General features: G+C 64.0%; 18 protein-coding genes. 13 read left to right on the forward strand and 5 right to left on the reverse strand.

Annotated features, from left to right (window positions below; genetic code table 11):
- The first annotated feature begins 33 nt into the window (after positions 1-33).
- Complete coding sequence (locus FJ940_RS01790) at positions 34-678, forward strand: arylesterase (RefSeq protein WP_140655010.1); 645 nt, start codon at positions 34-36, stop codon at positions 676-678.
- 127 nt (positions 679-805) lie between these two features.
- Positions 806-1,402, forward strand: a complete 597-nt coding sequence (gene thpR, locus FJ940_RS01795; RefSeq protein WP_140559221.1) for an RNA 2',3'-cyclic phosphodiesterase — start codon at positions 806-808, stop codon at positions 1,400-1,402.
- On the opposite strand, the gene FJ940_RS01800 is transcribed toward thpR, so the two are convergent.
- Positions 1,306-1,824, reverse strand: coding sequence for a low molecular weight protein-tyrosine-phosphatase (locus tag FJ940_RS01800; protein WP_140492208.1), 519 nt, complete (start codon positions 1,822-1,824; stop codon positions 1,306-1,308). The two genes, thpR and FJ940_RS01800, sit on opposite strands and share 97 nt — an antisense overlap.
- A 51-nt stretch (positions 1,825-1,875) precedes the next feature.
- Here FJ940_RS01800 and FJ940_RS01805 point away from each other — a divergent pair, with 51 nt between their 5' ends.
- The 3 genes from FJ940_RS01805 (at position 1,876) to FJ940_RS01815 (ending at position 3,737) form a co-directional block, all read left to right on the forward strand.
- Positions 1,876-2,169 carry a 4a-hydroxytetrahydrobiopterin dehydratase gene (locus FJ940_RS01805; protein WP_140554789.1) on the forward strand — a complete coding sequence of 98 codons (294 nt, stop codon included), beginning with the start codon at positions 1,876-1,878 and terminating at the stop codon, positions 2,167-2,169.
- A gap of 426 nt (positions 2,170-2,595) precedes the next feature.
- Positions 2,596-2,958, forward strand: coding sequence for a YkvA family protein (locus tag FJ940_RS01810; protein ID WP_140492202.1), 363 nt, complete (start codon positions 2,596-2,598; stop codon positions 2,956-2,958).
- A 275-nt stretch (positions 2,959-3,233) separates the two neighbouring features.
- A complete protein-coding gene (locus tag FJ940_RS01815; protein WP_140492199.1) occupies positions 3,234-3,737 on the forward strand; it encodes an invasion associated locus B family protein in 504 nt (167 codons plus the stop codon).
- A 54-nt stretch (positions 3,738-3,791) separates the two neighbouring features.
- Here FJ940_RS01815 and FJ940_RS01820 read toward each other — a convergent pair whose 3' ends face one another.
- The gene (locus tag FJ940_RS01820) at positions 3,792-5,147 is read right to left on the reverse strand and encodes a chloride channel protein (RefSeq protein ID WP_140492196.1); all 1,356 of its coding nucleotides are present in this window, start codon (positions 5,145-5,147) and stop codon (positions 3,792-3,794) included.
- Between the two features lie 307 nt (positions 5,148-5,454).
- A complete protein-coding gene (locus tag FJ940_RS01825) occupies positions 5,455-5,754 on the reverse strand; it encodes a hypothetical protein (protein WP_140492193.1) in 300 nt (99 codons plus the stop codon).
- Positions 5,755-6,020: 266 nt separating this feature from the next.
- Here FJ940_RS01825 and rlmN point away from each other — a divergent pair, with 266 nt between their 5' ends.
- Genes rlmN through FJ940_RS01840 form a run of 3 tightly spaced genes read left to right on the forward strand, consistent with a single transcriptional unit; the run spans position 6,021 to position 8,151 of the window.
- Positions 6,021-7,256 (forward strand): 23S rRNA (adenine(2503)-C(2))-methyltransferase RlmN, encoded by a 1,236-nt coding sequence (gene rlmN / locus FJ940_RS01830; protein ID WP_140492190.1) that lies wholly within the window; start codon positions 6,021-6,023, stop codon positions 7,254-7,256.
- Positions 7,253-7,702, forward strand: a complete 450-nt coding sequence (locus tag FJ940_RS01835; RefSeq protein WP_140580216.1) for a hypothetical protein — start codon at positions 7,253-7,255, stop codon at positions 7,700-7,702. Before rlmN ends, FJ940_RS01835 begins: the two co-directional genes overlap by 4 nt.
- Positions 7,699-8,151, forward strand: coding sequence for a hypothetical protein (locus tag FJ940_RS01840; RefSeq protein WP_140580217.1), 453 nt, complete (start codon positions 7,699-7,701; stop codon positions 8,149-8,151). Before FJ940_RS01835 ends, FJ940_RS01840 begins: the two co-directional genes overlap by 4 nt.
- A 79-nt stretch (positions 8,152-8,230) precedes the next feature.
- On the opposite strand, the gene FJ940_RS01845 is transcribed toward FJ940_RS01840, so the two are convergent.
- Entirely contained in the window at positions 8,231-8,872 is a 642-nt protein-coding gene (locus FJ940_RS01845; protein WP_140550602.1) for a LysE family translocator, read from the reverse strand.
- Positions 8,873-9,064: 192 nt separating this feature from the next.
- Between FJ940_RS01845 and FJ940_RS01850 the strand changes: the two genes are divergently transcribed.
- Positions 9,065-10,288, forward strand: a complete 1,224-nt coding sequence (locus FJ940_RS01850; RefSeq protein ID WP_140492178.1) for an argininosuccinate synthase — start codon at positions 9,065-9,067, stop codon at positions 10,286-10,288.
- A gap of 185 nt (positions 10,289-10,473) precedes the next feature.
- Here the strand turns inward: FJ940_RS01850 and FJ940_RS01855 are convergent, their stop codons facing one another.
- Positions 10,474-11,274, reverse strand: coding sequence for a lytic transglycosylase domain-containing protein (locus tag FJ940_RS01855; protein ID WP_140559214.1), 801 nt, complete (start codon positions 11,272-11,274; stop codon positions 10,474-10,476).
- 255 nt (positions 11,275-11,529) lie between these two features.
- On the opposite strand from FJ940_RS01855, the gene FJ940_RS01860 reads away from it, so the two are divergent.
- From FJ940_RS01860 to ffh, 4 genes are all read left to right on the forward strand, one after another.
- On the forward strand, positions 11,530-12,627 hold the full coding sequence (locus FJ940_RS01860; RefSeq protein ID WP_140524572.1) for a putative zinc-binding metallopeptidase: 1,098 nt from the start codon (positions 11,530-11,532) through the stop codon (positions 12,625-12,627).
- Between the two features lie 62 nt (positions 12,628-12,689).
- Positions 12,690-13,286 (forward strand): DUF1236 domain-containing protein, encoded by a 597-nt coding sequence (locus FJ940_RS01865; RefSeq protein ID WP_140559212.1) that lies wholly within the window; start codon positions 12,690-12,692, stop codon positions 13,284-13,286.
- A 172-nt stretch (positions 13,287-13,458) separates the two neighbouring features.
- Complete coding sequence (locus tag FJ940_RS01870; RefSeq protein ID WP_140655013.1) at positions 13,459-14,424, forward strand: type II CAAX endopeptidase family protein; 966 nt, start codon at positions 13,459-13,461, stop codon at positions 14,422-14,424.
- 289 nt (positions 14,425-14,713) lie between these two features.
- Positions 14,714-16,297: a signal recognition particle protein gene (gene ffh / locus FJ940_RS01875; RefSeq protein ID WP_140655015.1), complete on the forward strand. Its 1,584-nt coding sequence runs from the start codon at positions 14,714-14,716 to the stop codon at positions 16,295-16,297.
- Position 16,298: the final 1 nt, after the last annotated feature.

Genomic DNA, 16,298 nt, shown 5'->3' on the forward strand with positions numbered 1-16,298 from the left:
CGGAAGAATTCTCTGTCATATGGGACCTGCCGCATGTCTTTCCAACGCAGAATTGCCGCAGGCCTGATCGTTTTCCTCGCCATTTGCGGCGCCATTTCGTCGGCACGCGCCGAGCCTTTCAAGATCGTCGGTTTCGGCGACAGCCTGATGGCCGGCTTCGGCCTCGGACCCGACGAAGGTTTTACCGACAGGCTGCAGGCGGCGCTGCGCGCCAGGGGCAGGGATGTGACCGTCGCCAATGCCGGCGTTTCCGGCGACACCTCCAGCGGCGGGCTGGCGCGGCTCGACTGGTCGGTGCCGGACGGCACGCAGCTTGTCATCCTCGAACTCGGCGCCAACGACATGCTGCGCGGCGTTTCGCCCGACATCACCCGCAAGAACCTGGATACGATGCTGGCCAAGTTGAAAGAGCGCAAGATCGCCGTTCTGCTGGCCGGCATGCGCGCAGCGCCCAATCTCGGCGCCGACTATCAGAACGCCTTCGACGTCATCTTCCCGGAACTGGCCGCAAAATACGGCGTTACCTTGTACCCGTTCTTTCTCGACGGCGTAGCCGGCCAGTCCGCCCTGCAGCTTGAGGATGGCTTGCATCCGAACGCCAAGGGGGTCGCCCAGATGGTCGAGCGCATCCTGCCTGCGGTCGAGAAGGCCATCGCGGCGGCGCCGGGAGGATCGTAAGACGGGATAGGCCCTTTCCGTTGGGGAAATCTTTTTGACGAGACCTGTGACCAACAAACCTCTTGCCCCGCTTGATTATCGATGATTCGCTGGGGGCACAGTTCGATTCGAGGAAGGGAGGCTCTTCATGCCGCGTCTTTTCACCGCCCTCGAAATTCCGCGTGACGCCGCCCTTTCGCTGTCCCTGCTCAGGGGCGGCCTGCCCGGGGCCCGCTGGATCGACGTCGAGAACTATCATCTGACGCTGCGCTTCATCGGCGATGTCGAAGGCCATGTCGCCGACGAGATCGCCAACGCGCTCGACCGCGTCCACCGCCCCTCCTTCCCGCTGACGCTGGCGGGCGTCGGCGCTTTCGGCCAGAGGAAACCCCATGCCGTATGGGCCGGGGTCTCTGCCTCGCCGGATCTCTCGGCGCTTCAGGCTGAAATCGAGCGCATCTGCCAGCGGCTCGGCATTCCGGCCGATCCGCGCAAGTTCATGCCGCATGTCACACTGGCCCGCCTGCGCAATTCGAGCCCGCTGGACGTCGCCCAATATCTTTCGGCGCGCGGCAATTTTTCGACATTGCCGTTCCGCATCAGCCGGTTCGTCTTGATGTCGTCGCGCGATTCGGTCGGCGGCGGCCCCTACATCGTCGAGGAAGCCTGGCCGCTGTCGGGCGCCGATACGCGCGCGGCAAGCCGCGTCGCCAGCGCCTCCGACGCTTCGCGGATCATGCGGTAGACCTCGGCGAAGGCTTCCTCGCCGTCGTGATAGGGATCCGGCACGTCTCGCGCCTTTCCCTGCGCAAATTCCAGGAACAGGTGGATGCGGTCGCGCACGCCGGCGGGCGCCAGCGTCTTCAGGTCGGCGACGTTCGACCTGTCCATGCCGAAGATCAGGTCGAAACGCGAGAAATCCTCGGGCGCGATCTTGCGTGCCCGCAGTTCCGATATGTCGATGCCGTGGCGCGACGCGATGGCGATCGAACGCCGATCGGGGGCGGAGCCCGCCTCCCAGTCGCTGGTTGCGGCTGAATCGAGCACTATGTCCCGGCCCAGTCCACGTTCCGTCAGCACGGAACGAAGCACGCCTTCCGCCAGCGGCGAACGGCAGATGTTGCCCAGGCAGACGAACAGAATGGATTTTATGGGCTTCGTGCTCATCGATCCGGCGCTATGGTGAAAGTCATCTTCGAAATAGCACAGGAACCGGACATGACGAGAGAGAAACTTGGCAAGGAAGCCATCGTCGCGGCGCTGACAGACCTCGAAGGCTGGTCGCTGGCTGCGGATGGCGCTTCCATCAAACGGACGTTCACCTTCAGGAATTTCTCCGAAGCCTTCGCCTTCATGACCCGCGTCGCGCTTGCGGCCGAGAAGATGGACCATCATCCCGACTGGTCGAATGTCTACAAAACCGTCGACGTGACGCTGAACACGCACGATGCCGGCGGAGTCACGGCGCTTGACATCGAGTTGGCGAAGAAAATGGACCGCTTTGCTGGCTAGGGTAATTCATAGGTGCGGCAACCCCGGCTTCGTCAGCCACGGGCGGAGCGGGAGCGAAGCGGACGCGCAGACCCGAGGATCCATGCCGCGACGTTGACTAAGGGGTGCAGTCGAGCAGAATTCAGCACCGCTGCGTCGCTCTTGAGTCGCGGCATGGATTCTAGGGTCTGCGCCGCGTCGCTTCGCTCCTTGCTTCGCCCTAGAATGACGACGGGAGGTGCGTTTGCCGCCGAACTCCAAGGGAGGACGACTGCCAGTGGAGTGTCCGCTAGGCCGACATCACCTGATCCGCAGGACAGCACGGTAAAGATTGATCCGATTTTCAGGCCAGCGATCTCCCAAGCTCTTGCAGCAAGCGTCGGGTTTCACCACATTTTGCCCCGCGGCCATGCGCAGGCAAGCGCATGAGCCCGCAAGGAGAAATTGATGGCGCAAAAATCCGGTTTTGATTTCTTCGGCTTTGGCGACAGGCTGGGCGGTGAGGGCGAGGTGCGCGAGAAATTCTGGCGCACGGCCAAGAAGGCCGCGCGGCAGATCCCGTTCATGGAAGATGTCGTCGCGGCCTATTACTGCGCCATGGACAAGAACACGCCGCTGCGCGCAAAAGGCATCCTGGTGGCGGCACTCGGTTATTTCGTCCTGCCGGTGGATATGGTCCCCGACTTCATCCTCGGCCTCGGCTTCACCGACGATATCGCCGTGCTCACCGCCGCGATCACCGCCGTCAGCGCCCATATCACGCCGGCGCACCGGCAGGCCGCCAAGGACGCCATATCGGACAAGGGCTGAGCCCTGGAACCGGCCTTCGCGCGCGCTGGACACCAGCGTTCAGGGGGCTTGTGGAAAAGTCAAACTCTTGCCGCTTTCATGCCCTCCAAGTCGCCGAAGGGACATCGCGCCAGCCGCTTGAAAGGCGGCGGCGCGAAGACGGCGGCGGTTTCCTGGGGTGAGCGTCCTTTTCTCAGAGGTAATTCACCGTTTGGTAACCCAGATTAAATCAAAATGAAGCGACGGCAGGACGCCACGCGGCCCGCCTCCGCACCATTTGGAATACGGGAAAAACGATGCGCGGATTGATTGCTACAGTTTCGAGCCTGGTCCTGGTGGCCTTCGCAGCGCCGGCGATGGCGCAGCAGGCGACCAAGATCGGCCAGCACAATGCCTGGGGCACCTACAGCTACCAGGCATCGGGCGGCAAGGTCTGCTATGTCCTCACCGTGCCGACCGACAAGCAGCCGCCGACGCTCGACCATGGCGACATGTTCTTCTTCGTCAGCCAGCGGCCCGGCCAGCAGGTATCCTACGAGCCGCAATTCATCGCCGGCTACACTTTCCAGGAAAACTCCAAGGCCACCGTCACAATCGACAAGAAGACGTTTTCGATGTTCACGCGCGGCAAGTCGGCCTGGGTCGAGAACGCCGCCGAGGAGCCGGTGCTGATCGCCGCCATGAAATCCGGCACCGACATGAAGGTGCAGGCCAAGTCCGGCCGCGGCAACACCACCTCCTACGTCTTCTCGCTGAAAGGCATCTCGGCGGCGCTGTCGTCGATCGCCAACTGCAAATAGTCGAAATTTCGCTTTGAACAGAGAGGCCGGACCGCTGGGTCCGGCCTTTGTTTTTCACGCCGGACCTGGTTCCGGCGCCGCCTCCGCCCTGCGCCGGCGGATCGCTTCCGCGATGAAGACGCGCGACAGCGCATGATAGAGCGGCTCGCGCGAGATCATGCGCGCCGTGCCGTAGCCCAGCATCGAGGCCAGCATCAGCGCGATGACATTGTCGTGATTGCCGGTCATCTCCAGGATGATGACGAAGGCCGTCATCGGCGCCTGCACGACGCCGGCGAAATAACCGGCCATGCCGAGCAACGCGGCCGCACCCGTGCTGGCGCCGAAGACGAGGCCGAGCGAGCTGCCGATGCCGGCGCCGACCGAAAGCGAAGGCGCAAAGATGCCGCCCGGAATGCCCGAGACCATCGACAGCAGCCCGGCAAGGAACTTCTCGGCGAAGAAGAACCAGGGCAGCGGCGTGCCTTCAACGGCGCCGCGCGCCTGCGCGTAGCCGGTGCCGAAGGTCAGGCCGCCCGAGGCGATGCCGATCGCCGCGACGCCGAGCCCACAGATGGCGGCGACCAGCAGGACGCGCCGCAAGGGCTGCCCCGTGTTCCAGCGCCGGATCCGGCGCGTCGCCTTCAGCGCCAGGAGCGAGAACAGCGCGCCGAGGCCGCCGCCGATGACGCCGCAGGCAATCACAAGCGGCCACTCGGCGGCAAACGAGATCGTCTCCTTCGAGACACCGAAATAGGTGTAGTTGCCAAGCAGGCCGAGCGAGGCGATGCCGGCCAGGATCACCGCCGTCAGCACCAGCCCGTTGGTCCGCGCTTCGTAGGTGCGGCCCATTTCCTCGATGGCGAAGACGATGCCGGCCAGCGGCGTGTTGAAGGCGGCCGCGATGCCGGCGGCCGAGCCGGCCAGGATCAGGCCGCGCGCCTGCGCCATGCCGCCCCAGCGTGCCGCCTGCAGCATCAACGACGCGCCGACCTGCACGGTCGGTCCCTCACGGCCGATCGAAGCGCCGCAGAACAGGCCGACCAGGGTGAGCGCGATCTTGCCCGCGACCAGCTTCAGCGACAGGATGTGGCCACGGTCGTCGTCGTCGCGCAGATGCCGCGCCGCGATCGCCTGCGGAATGCCGCTGCCTTGCGAGCCCGGGAAGAAGGCTTGCGCCAGCCAGGCACACAGCACGAAGCCGAGCGGCGTGATCGCCAGCGGCAGATAGAAACGCCAGCCGCCGTCATCGCCGGTCATGGCATGGAACAGCGCCTGCGCCTTGTCGGCGAGCACCGCGAACAGCACGCTGATCACGCCGATGCAGATCGCGCCGGCCCAGAACACCAGCCGCGGCTGCCACACCCGGCGAGAGCCCCACATCGCGCGCGAACGCCGCAGCAAGGGGTATTTTCGCACTGTACCGTTCATGTGTGTCCTCTCGACGGAGCCCCAGCCCTAACACAGGCATGGCCTCGATCAAGCGTTCGCATCAAACGTGAAATGGAAGACGGACGTGGAGCAAAAGTCCATGGCTGCGGTTTGGCACCATGAACAAGGAACCATGAGTTATGCCGGTTCGGCGCAATGATCGTCGTCTCCGCATTGATCATGAGACACCCTCAACATCGACAGGTGGATATCTCGACCTGCGTGTGCTGAGTGGTCTGCGGGAACAAGGCTCGGATGGGCTCCCGCCGACCTTCGAGCCGGCGGGAATATCGATCGACGGCAGGCCTCACATGGCCATTTTTTCGCATTCCGCCTGAGCCTTCTTGGTCGACGTGTCGATCATGAAGGCTTTGCCCTTGGCGTCGGTCATCATCATCATGCAGTGCTTGATCGGCTTTGCCATCTTCATCATCTCGGCACTCATTTTCGCGTCCGGCGTCATGGTGCCCATATGCCCGTCCGGCATGATTGCCGTGACTTGCCCTGCCTTCATCATGGTCATTGTGCCCATCGCGTCTTCGGCAAATGCCTGCGAGGCTGAAAGGCCGACGAAGCCGGCAATGACGGCGAGCTTGATAGAGTTCATCGTGCGTACTCCCATTTGTCAGGGCATGGTTGCCCCATTCAGGGTTCGAACACGCGGTGAGAACCGTTACTTCAACACGATCAAGTGATCCGTTTTCGGGCGAAAAGCACGGACCGCAGGTCTGACCGGCCGGCGCATCTGTCAATCGGTCGGCACACGGATCGCCTCGCCATCGCATGACTCCGCCGCCAAGCTGTGCTATGGGCCGCGCTTCATATCCGGCCGATGGATGAAATCGGCAGCAAACCGCTTATATCAGTGCAACCATGACCCTTTCATTCGACCTCACCGCCGAAGGCGCCCGCGACGCGTTGCGCGCCCGCGCGATACAGCCGGAAAAGCCGTCGCTGATCGGCCTGACGCGCGCCGAACTGGGCGAGGCGCTCGTCGCGTCCGGCATCGTGCCGGAGCGCCAGGCAAAAATGCGTGCACAGCAGCTCTGGCACTGGATGTATGTGCGCGGCGTCTCCGATTTCGCCGGCATGTTCAACATCTCCAAGGATCTTCGCGCCGAACTCGACAAGCATTTCACCGTGGCGCGGCCCGAGATCGTCGAGGAGCAGGTCTCCGCCGACGGCACGCGCAAATGGCTGTTCCGCTTCCCGCCGCGCGGCGCCGGCCGCCCGGTCGAGATCGAGACCGTCTACATCCCCGAGGAAGGCCGCGGCACGCTCTGCATCTCCTCGCAGGTCGGCTGCACGCTGACCTGCTCCTTCTGCCACACGGGCACGCAGAAGCTGGTGCGCAACCTGACTGCCGAGGAAATCCTCGCCCAGTTGCTCACCGCGCGCGACCGGCTCGGCGATTTCCCCGACCGCGACACGCCCGACGGCGCCATCGTGCCGGCCGAGGGCCGCAAAGTGTCCAACATCGTCATGATGGGTATGGGCGAGCCGCTCTACAATTTCGAGGCGGTCAAGAAGGCGCTGCTGATTGCTTCCGACGGCGACGGCCTTTCGCTGTCGAAGCGCCGCATTACCCTGTCGACCTCAGGCGTGGTGCCGGAGATTTTCCGCACCGGCGAGGAGATCGGCGTCATGCTCGCCATCTCGCTGCACGCCACCAATGACGATCTGCGCGACCTTCTGGTGCCGATCAACAAGAAATATCCGCTCAAGGAGCTGATCGCCGCCTGCCGCGCCTATCCCGGCCTGTCGAACGCCAGGCGCATCACCTTCGAATATGTGATGCTGAAGGACGTCAACGATTCCCTCGACGACGCCAAGGCGCTGGTCAAGCTGCTCAGGGGCATTCCGGCCAAGATCAACCTGATCCCGTTCAACCCCTGGCCCGGCACCAACTACCAGTGCTCGGACTGGGAGACGATCGAGAAATTCGCCGACTACATAAATAACGCCGGCTATGCCTCGCCGATCCGCACGCCGCGCGGCCGCGACATCCTCGCCGCCTGCGGCCAGCTCAAATCGGAATCGGAGCGCATGCGCAAAGTCGACCGGCTGGCGCTGGAAGCCATGATGATCGCGGGGCACGGCGAGGCGTGAGGCGTCTCGTCGCCGGGCTCAAGCGCTTCGTCTTCATAGCAGTCGGCTATATCGCCGCCGTGCTGACCTCGATCCTGGTGCCTGTGCTGCTGATCGCTCTTCTGGAAGGGCTCGAATATGGCAACTGGTCCATCGTTTTCGCATTCGACTGGCTGGTTTCCTTCCCGCTCGCGGTAGCGACGGTGGCGGTCTGCGCGCTGTTGATCGTCGGCCCCGCGATCTTCATGGCCGAACGCTTGTCGCTTCGGGGCTGGTTCTACTTCGCGGCCACGGGCGCGATCACGTCCATCGCATTCGGGGTTCTTGTCCCGGGCTCGGCCGGAGGGTTTGTTTTCAACCCGGGCTTTCTCGGGTTCCTGGCCACCGCCGGCATTGCCGCCGGTTCGGTCTACTGGTTTCTGGCCGGGCGCAAGTCCGGCCATCCCTTACGCCGGGATTCGCAATGACCCGTCTCGTCGCCTATATCGTGCGCCTTGCCGTCATCCTGTTCGGCTATGCCGTCGCCGCGCTGGCGGCCAGCGCGTTCCTCAATGTCCTGTTCCTGGCCTCCCTCGGCTACACGCCGGCGCATGCGGAGCCGGCGGCGACCGCCTCGCTCTATTTCTCGATCCCCTTCGTCGCGCTGTTTGCCGCCTATTTCGCCTTCATGCCGGCGGCCCTCGTGATTCTGATCGCCGAGATTCTCGGCCGGCGCGATTGGCTGTTCTATGCGCTGGCCGGTGCGATCGTCGCCGCCGTCTTCGTCGGCTTCGCCGACCAGATGGGCGACACGCCATTCGCCGTCACCGAGCCGCGCGCCATGGCCGCCGTCATCGGCGGCGGCATGGTCGGGGGCATCTTCTATTGGCTCAGCGCCGGGCGCTGGGCCGGAACCTGGTGGAAAGCCGAACCCTGACCTCGAACCGAGCGCCCACGTAAGCAGGGAGCTTTGCTGACCTCCGGTTCGGAAGAGATCAGCAGCGAACAGCAAAATCCTACTTCGCCTGGGCAGTCAGGATTTTGAGCGCGAACGCGGAAAACACGCCGGCGAAGAGATAGTCGACCACCCGCGTCACGCGCGGGCTGGCCTTCATCGCCGCCGAGAATTTCTCCGCCGCCAGCACCATCGGGGTCGTCACCGGGGTCGAGAGCACGACGAACATGGCGCCGAGGAAGAACAGCTTTCCCGGCGCGTGCGGATCATGCGCGGAGACGAATTGCGGCAGGAAGGTCATGAAGAACAGGATGATCTTCGGGTTGAGCAGGTTGACGCCCAGCCCCACCATCCAGCTCCGGAACAGCGAGATTTGCGGGCCCGTCTTCTTCTCCGGCGAGAAGGCCGAACCCTTGGTGATCGCCTGCCAGGCCAGGAAGACGAGATAGCCGGCGCCGAAGATCTTCAGCACGAAGAAGGCCATCGGCGAGGCGACGATCAGCGCCGAGACACCGACCACCACCAAGGTGGTGTGGATCAGCGTGCCGCACAGCGCCCCCGCCATCGAGGCGAAGCCGGCGGCGCGGCCCTGGCTCAGTGTGCGCGAGACGAACAGCGTCATGTCCGGTCCGGGCGTGATCGCCAGGATGAACGTGGCGATGGCGAACTGGATCAGCGTTGCGGTGTCGGGAATGAAGGACATGGTAGGCCCGTTGACTTTCGATACGCAGCTATAATGAACGGGGCCTGCCGTTGCCAGCGGCTGTGCGACGGAAAGGATGATCCAGCTGTCCCGTATGCCTGTTTCTCCGCGCCTTGCCCCGTTCATCCCTTGCGGTGACCGGAAACGGCGTGATACCTCGCCGGCCGAGAACTCTTGTCGCGGAAACAGCAAATGTCGAAAACAAAAGACGTCAAGAAGGTCGTGCTCGCCTATTCCGGCGGCCTCGACACATCAATCATCCTGAAATGGCTGCAGACCGAGCTCGGCGCCGAGGTCGTCACCTTCACCGCCGACCTCGGCCAAGGCGGCGAATTGGAGCCGGCGCGCCGCAAGGCCGAGATGATGGGCATCAAGGACATCCGCATCGTCGACGTGCGCGAGGAATTCGTTGCCGACTTCGTCTTCCCGATGTTCCGCGCCAACGCCGTCTACGAAGGGACCTATCTGCTCGGCACCTCGATCGCCCGGCCGCTGATCTCGAAACACCTCGTCGAGATCGCAAAGGAGACCGGCGCCGACGCGATCGCCCACGGCGCCACCGGCAAGGGCAATGACCAGGTGCGCTTCGAGCTTTCGGCCTATGCGCTCAATCCCGATATCAAGGTCATCGCGCCCTGGCGCGACTGGTCGTTCAAGTCGCGCACCGACCTCATCAACTTCGCCGAGCAGCACCAGATTCCGGTGCCGAAGGACAAGAAGGGTGACGCGCCGTTCTCGGTCGACGCCAATCTCCTGCATTCCTCTTCCGAGGGCAAGGTGCTTGAGGACCCGTGGAGCGAGCCGCCGGAATTCGTCCATCAGCGCACCGTCTCGCCCATGGACGCGCCGGACAAGGTCACCGAGATCGAGATCGAGTTCCTGAAGGGCGATCCGGTCGCGCTCGACGGCAAGAAGCTGTCGCCGGCAACCATGCTCGCCGCCCTCAACGATCTCGGCCGCGACAACGGCATCGGCCGGCTCGACCTCGTCGAGAACCGCTTCGTCGGCATGAAGTCGCGCGGCGTCTACGAGACCCCCGGCGGCACCATCCTTATCGCTGCCCACCGAGCCATCGAATCGATCACGCTCGACAGGGGAGCTGCCCACCTCAAGGACGAGTTCATGCCGCGCTACGCCGAACTCATCTACAACGGCTTCTGGTTCGCGCCCGAGCGGCTGATGCTGCAGACGATGATCGACAAGAGCCAGGAGGATGTCGAAGGTACGGTGCGTCTGAAGCTCTACAAGGGCAATGTCATCGTTACCGGCCGCAAGTCGAAGAAGACGCTCTATTCCGACGCGCTGGTGACCTTCGAGGACGACCGCGGCGCCTATGACCAGAAGGACGCCGCCGGCTTCATCCGCCTCAATGCGCTGAGGCTGCGGACCTTGGCGGCGCGCAACCGCCGGGACTGACCGCTTTACCGGTCAGCGAACAGGAAACCCGGCAACGCGGCCGGGCTTTCTGCTGAAAAGCAATTCCAGGAAAAGTGTGTCCGTTTTCCCGGGAAAAGCGCGTAGCGCTTTCCCTTGGGAATTGCGCAAAAACAAAGACATAGAGCGGTTCGCCGTCTCCGTGAAACGGTGAACTGCCCTAACGATTACTCGCCATCGATCGCCGTGGCGATACGGGCGATGGCCTGTTGATAGACACTCGCGGAGTTCCAGCCGGCAATTGCACCCATATTCGACTGAGCGCTCGCGCCGGCCTGCCAACCATGCGCCTTGAGGAAGTTGGCCGTGGAAGCCAGCGCGGTGCTCTTGTCGCGCAGGTTTCCGCTGCCCACTCCATATTTCAGGACATTTCCGGGCAGGAACTGCGTGTGGCCGATCTCGCCATGCATGGCCCCGACCGACGAGGCGGTCAACGTTCCGCGATCGACCAGCTTCAGCGCCGCAATGGCATGCGGCTGAAAGTAATCCGGACGGCGGCAGTCATAGGCAAGCGTCAAAATGGCGGACACCGTGTTCTGGTTGCCCATAGAGGCGCCGAAGCCCGTCTCCATGCCCCAGATGGCAAGCAGCACGCCCGGCGAGACGCCGTAGGTCCGTTCGATCTTGTCGAACAGCGCCGCATTCGATTTCTTCAGCGCCCGGCCCTTGGAAATGATCGCCGCCCCGCCGCGGCGCTTCATGAAGGCTTCCACCGAGCCGCTGAAAGCCTTGTGGATGGCGCGGTCCGCGGAAATGGTCCTGGTCGCGTAGGTCGCGCCCGCCAGGGCCGCCAGTCCTCTCGAACCCACGCCCTCGGCCCTGGCCTCCGCTGCGAAGTCCTGCTTCCAGGCATCGAAGCCGGCTCCGGTCTTGCCACAGCTGGCCGCCGCCTGTGCGCCCGTCGCCAGCGCAAGCATCGCCACCACAGTGGCCGCTGCAAACATCTTACCTTTGGCAAGAAATGCCATGTTGTTCTCTCCTGGTTGCCTGAATCACGTCCCGGCCGGAATTTGCCAGTGAAACGCGCACTTGTCACTGTCGCGCGCGCAAGCTGGCCAATGGAAGGGAATTTGCCTACGATCAAGCAAATATTGTGGCAAGAACCACCCATGGCCTGACGATCCTTGCGCCATGTTGCTCAATGACGTCACAGTCGGGAACGACGTCTGTCGGCCGGCGTTTTGCACGACGCGCCTTCCCCTGTTCCCTGGTCCGAGACCGAGATGAAACTCTTCGACTGTCCTCATTGCGGCCATCGTCTCTATTTCGAGAACGCCCGGTGCCTGAACTGCTCCAGTGCCGTGCTCTATGATCCGCAGCGCGCCTGCTTTGCCCTGTCCGGTGCCGACGGCGGCTCCCCATGCGCCAACGCCGACGAATGCGCCTGCAACTGGATGGCCGAGCCGGGACAGCCCTTCTGCCGCGCCTGCGCGCTCAACCAGCTGATCCCGGACCTCTCCGTCGACGGCAACCGCCGCCGCTGGATACGGGTCGAGGCCGCGAAGAAGCGCGCGGTCTATTCGCTGCTGGCTTTCGGACTGCCGGTGACGCCCAAGCAGAACCCCGCCGACGAGGCCGGCCTTGCCTTCGACTTCCTTGCCGATCCGATCGGCGGCGGCCCGGGCGGCGAGCGCATCCTGACCGGCCACGACAATGGCCTGATCACCCTCAACGTCGCCGAAGCCGACTCCGCCGAGCGCGAAAGGCGGCGCGTTGAGATGGGCGAGAACTATCGCACCTTGCTCGGCCATTTCCGCCACGAGCTCGGCCACTACTACTGGGACCGGCTGATCCGCGACAATCCGCAAAGGCTTGACGCCTTCCGCGCGCTGTTCGGCGACGAGCGCACCGGCTACGAGCAGGCATTGAAGAACCACTATGCCAATGGTGCCCCACCCGACTGGCAGCAACGCCACATCTCGTCCTACGCCACCTCCCATCCCTGGGAGGACTGGGCCGAAAGCTGGGCCCACCACCTGCATATCACCGACACGCTGGAAATGGTCCATGCGCTGAACTTCCCGCTCGGCCGGCTGGAGACGGTGGAAGCCAACGAATTGCCCCAAGGCGATACCGGGGGCATGCTACAACCAGCGCCGTCCGAACCGACACCCGCTCCCGAACCGTTCGAAAAGATCCTGTCGCGCTGGCTGGTGCTGTCGGAAGCCTCCAATTCCATCAATCGCTGCATGGGTCTGCCCGACCTCTACCCCTTCGTCATCTCGGATGTCGCGGCGCGCAAACTGGCCTTCGTTCACGACCTTCTGACCGGCCTGCCGCAAGAAACGGGAACAAATCGTGAGTTGGCTTCAACATTTTAGCTGGAACGCATGCGCCGCTCTCCCGTTTTCGCTGCCGAGGGACCATGAAACGGAGAGAAACCATGAAATCCGTATTGTTTCCCGCGGTCGCCGGAATGCTCACGCTCTTCTCGGGCGCCGCCATGGCCGACACCCCCGTCTCCGCAATCACCGATCTCAATGTCCGCGCTGGCCCGGGCCCGCAATATCCTGTCATCGGCGTGCTCGCCGCCGGCCAGTCGGCGACGCTCAATGGCTGTATCGAAAACAGCAAATGGTGCACCATCGCCGAAGCCGGTGGCCAGGGCTGGGTCTATTCGGACTATGTGACGGCTGATTTCGGCGGCAACCGGGTCGTGTTGACGCGACGTCCGCTCGGCTCCAGCGTCGCCGTCGTGTCGCCGCCCGAGGGCTATTCCACCGACTACACCGGCTCGATCATCGCCGGCGAGCCGGTCGAGGACGCCATCCCGCAGCCTCCCGCCGAAGTCAGGACCTATGTCGACACGCATCGCGTCGACCCTGTCTATCTTGAGGGCGAGGTGGTCACCGGGGCCGTTTTGCCCGAGAGTGTCGAACTGCGCGAGATCCCCGATTACGACTACCGCTACGTCTATGTGAACGGCCAGCCGGCGCTGATCGACCCGCAGACGCGGCGCATCGTGTATGTGGTGCGTTGAGGCGGATAGGACACGGGGGTAATCATCGGAGCATGCCTTTCGCCTGCCGGCAGGCAGGCGAGGGCGGCGCAAATGCGCCGAAGGCTGGCGGGGCGTACCGAACAGGAATGATTGCGCAGAACCGCCCGATCCCATAGATCATGCGACGCGAAGCACCAGCTTGCGAGAGAGCGTGATATCGGACCCTGCCGTCTTCGAGCACTATCGAAACACAGCCAACGAAAAGACGACTCTGCCGCGCCTGCTTCTCGGGACCGGGATCGTCGTCCTGTTCTGGGCCGCGTCGACGGCGGTCGTGCTGCTGGGCGGCACCTATGCCTTTTTCGCCTGGCGGACAGCGCAAGGCGCGGCTGCGCCCGCCGGCGGCATGCAGGGTTTCCTTGCGTCGCCAATCGGCATTCTCACCGCGCTCGCGTCTTTCGCCGGCATCTGGATCGGCTTGTGGATCGCCATGCGCTGGGTGCATGGCGAGAAGCTGTCGGCGCTCCTCGGCAACAGCCGTCGCATTTCGCGCTCGGGTTTCGTCAAGGGACTGGTCGCGGTGTTGGTCACTTCGCTCGTGTCCGAGGTCCTGCTCTACCTGATGCAGCCCGAGATCGCGCGCGGCTCGATCGCCCTGTCGTCCTGGCTGCTGTTCCTGATCCCGATCCTCGCGCTCACTTTTCTGCAGACATCATCGGAAGAGGTACTGTTCCGAGGCTACCTGCTGCGCGGTCTTGCCTACCGGTTCAGGAGCCCGTTCGTCTGGGCACTGCTGCCGGGCCTGCTGTTCACCTCACTGCACTGGAGCGCGAGCGCCTCGGCCGCCATCAATGCCTGCGTGCTGGTCTCGATCGCCGCTTTTGCACTGCTTCTGACGCTTGTCGTCTATGCCACCGGCAACCTCGGCGCGGCCCTTGGCGCCCATCTCGGCAACAATCTGACCGGCTTCCTGCTGATCTCGCATCAGGAGAGCTACAATTCCTTCGCCTTGTTTACCGCCAGACCACTCGAAGGGCCGGGCTGGGCGACGTCGGACGCGGTCCTCATCGCCATGATTGGCATCGCCTGCAGCCTGCTGACGGCCCTGCTGCTTTTGCATCCGCGCTCGCCGCTGAGCGTCTCGGCCGAACCTGCAGACGGAACGAAGGCGACCTGATTGCTGCGCGGGGAGACCGGCGGAACGGTCCTTGTCTTGACTCCGCGGCCGTTTTCCTGTCTACAGCCCCGAATTCCGCGACGAGTATCCCTCCGAGCAAGCCGACCAGGACGCCGAAGCCTCTTTGAGGCCAAGTGCTGTAAACAGATCCTGGAGGCCAACACCCGGCAGCGCTGTGCGCCCCCGGGTGCTTTTTGGTTTTGGCTTTTGCTTGCCACGAGACTTGGACACTTGGCGCGAACGCATTACCTCTCGGGCACCATCCGGTTGCCAGGGAAAAGGAAACAGAATGTTTGAATCACTTCAGGAGCGCCTTGGCTCCATCCTGAACGGCCTGACCGGCCGCGGCGCGCTGTCGGAGGCGGATGTCTCGGCGGCGCTCCGCGAGGTGCGCCGTGCGCTGCTCGAGGCCGACGTGGCGCTGGAAGTGGTGCGCTCCTTCACCGACAAGGTGCGCGAGAAGGCGGTCGGCGCGGCGGTGCTGAAGTCGATCAAGCCCGGCCAGATGGTCGTCAAGATCGTGCATGACGAGCTGGTCGACATGCTCGGCGCCGAAGGCGTCGCCGTCGACCTCAACGCACTGGCGCCTGTCGTCGTCATGATGGTCGGCCTGCAGGGTTCCGGCAAGACGACGACCTCGGCCAAGATCGCCAAGCGGCTCACCGAGCGTCAGAACAAGAAGGTCCTGATGGCCTCGCTCGACACGCGGCGCCCCGCCGCGCAGGAGCAGTTGCGCCAGCTCGGCGAGCAGGTCAAGGTGGCGACGCTGCCTGTCGTCGCCGGCCAGAACCCGGTCGATATCGCCAAGCGCGCCGTGCAGGCGGCCAGGCTCGGCGGTCACGATGTGGTCATCCTCGACACTGCCGGCCGCACCCATATCGACGAGCCGCTGATGGTCGAGATGGCCGACATCAAGAAGGTGTCGGGCCCGCACGAGATCCTGCTGGTCGCCGACTCCTTGACCGGCCAGGACGCCGTCAACCTCGCCAAGAGCTTCGACGAGCGCGTCGGCATCACCGGGCTGGTACTGACCCGCATGGACGGCGACGGCCGTGGCGGCGCCGCGCTCTCGATGCGCGCCGTCACCGGCAAGCCGATCAAGCTGATCGGCACCGGCGAGAAGATGGACGGGCTGGAGGAATTTCATCCCAAGCGCATCGCCGACCGCATTCTCGGCATGGGCGACATCGTTTCGCTTGTCGAAAAAGCCGCCGAGAACATCGACGCCGAGCAGGCGGCGGCGATGGCCAAAAAGATGCAGTCGGGCAAGTTCGACCTGAACGACCTCGCCCAGCAGCTTCAGCAGATGTCGAAAATGGGCGGCATGGGCGGCATCATGGGCATGATGCCCGGCATGGGCAAGATGAAGGACCAGATGGCCGCCGCCGGTCTCGACGACAAGATGTTCGGCCGCCAGCTCGCCATCATCTCTTCGATGACCAAGGCCGAGCGCGCCAACCCCGACATTCTCAAGCACTCGCGCAAGAAGCGCATCGCCGCCGGCTCCGGCACCGACGCGGCCGAGATCAACAAGCTCTTGAAGATGCATCGCGGCATGGCCGACATGATGAAGGCGATGGGCGGCAAGGGCAAAGGCGGCGGCCTGATGCGCGGCATGATGGGCGGGCTCGCCTCCAAGATGGGCCTCGGCGGCATGATGCCCGGTGGCATGGGCGGCATGCCTGACCTCTCCAAGATGGATCCCAAGCAGCTCGAAGCCTTGCAGAAGCAGGCGCAGGCCGCCGGCATGAAGGGCCTGCCCAGCGGCCTTCCCGGCGGCGGTGGCCTGCCCGGCTTGCCCGGCGGCATGAAGCTTCCCGGACTTCCCGGTCTCGGCGGCGGTGGTCTGCCTGGCCTCGGCAAGAAGAAGTGAG

Origin of the sequence: Mesorhizobium sp. B2-3-7, from assembly GCF_006442695.1 — a bacterium.
Taxonomy (GTDB): domain Bacteria; phylum Pseudomonadota; class Alphaproteobacteria; order Rhizobiales; family Rhizobiaceae; genus Mesorhizobium.

What these genes read in the sequence shown, in the direction of transcription:
- FJ940_RS01790 (WP_140655010.1), top strand. Translation starts at nt 34, where the DNA reads ATGTCTTTCCAACGCAGAATTGCCGCAGGCCTGATCGTTTTCCTCGCC.
- thpR (WP_140559221.1), top strand. Translation starts at nt 806, where the DNA reads ATGCCGCGTCTTTTCACCGCCCTCGAAATTCCGCGTGACGCCGCCCTT.
- FJ940_RS01800 (WP_140492208.1), bottom strand. Translation starts at nt 1,824, where the DNA reads ATGAGCACGAAGCCCATAAAATCCATTCTGTTCGTCTGCCTGGGCAAC.
- FJ940_RS01805 (WP_140554789.1), top strand. Translation starts at nt 1,876, where the DNA reads ATGACGAGAGAGAAACTTGGCAAGGAAGCCATCGTCGCGGCGCTGACA.
- FJ940_RS01810 (WP_140492202.1), top strand. Translation starts at nt 2,596, where the DNA reads ATGGCGCAAAAATCCGGTTTTGATTTCTTCGGCTTTGGCGACAGGCTG.
- FJ940_RS01815 (WP_140492199.1), top strand. Translation starts at nt 3,234, where the DNA reads ATGCGCGGATTGATTGCTACAGTTTCGAGCCTGGTCCTGGTGGCCTTC.
- FJ940_RS01820 (WP_140492196.1), bottom strand. Translation starts at nt 5,147, where the DNA reads ATGAACGGTACAGTGCGAAAATACCCCTTGCTGCGGCGTTCGCGCGCG.
- FJ940_RS01825 (WP_140492193.1), bottom strand. Translation starts at nt 5,754, where the DNA reads ATGAACTCTATCAAGCTCGCCGTCATTGCCGGCTTCGTCGGCCTTTCA.
- rlmN (WP_140492190.1), top strand. Translation starts at nt 6,021, where the DNA reads ATGACCCTTTCATTCGACCTCACCGCCGAAGGCGCCCGCGACGCGTTG.
- FJ940_RS01840 (WP_140580217.1), top strand. Translation starts at nt 7,699, where the DNA reads ATGACCCGTCTCGTCGCCTATATCGTGCGCCTTGCCGTCATCCTGTTC.
- FJ940_RS01845 (WP_140550602.1), bottom strand. Translation starts at nt 8,872, where the DNA reads ATGTCCTTCATTCCCGACACCGCAACGCTGATCCAGTTCGCCATCGCC.
- FJ940_RS01850 (WP_140492178.1), top strand. Translation starts at nt 9,065, where the DNA reads ATGTCGAAAACAAAAGACGTCAAGAAGGTCGTGCTCGCCTATTCCGGC.
- FJ940_RS01855 (WP_140559214.1), bottom strand. Translation starts at nt 11,274, where the DNA reads ATGGCATTTCTTGCCAAAGGTAAGATGTTTGCAGCGGCCACTGTGGTG.
- FJ940_RS01860 (WP_140524572.1), top strand. Translation starts at nt 11,530, where the DNA reads ATGAAACTCTTCGACTGTCCTCATTGCGGCCATCGTCTCTATTTCGAG.
- FJ940_RS01865 (WP_140559212.1), top strand. Translation starts at nt 12,690, where the DNA reads ATGAAATCCGTATTGTTTCCCGCGGTCGCCGGAATGCTCACGCTCTTC.
- ffh (WP_140655015.1), top strand. Translation starts at nt 14,714, where the DNA reads ATGTTTGAATCACTTCAGGAGCGCCTTGGCTCCATCCTGAACGGCCTG.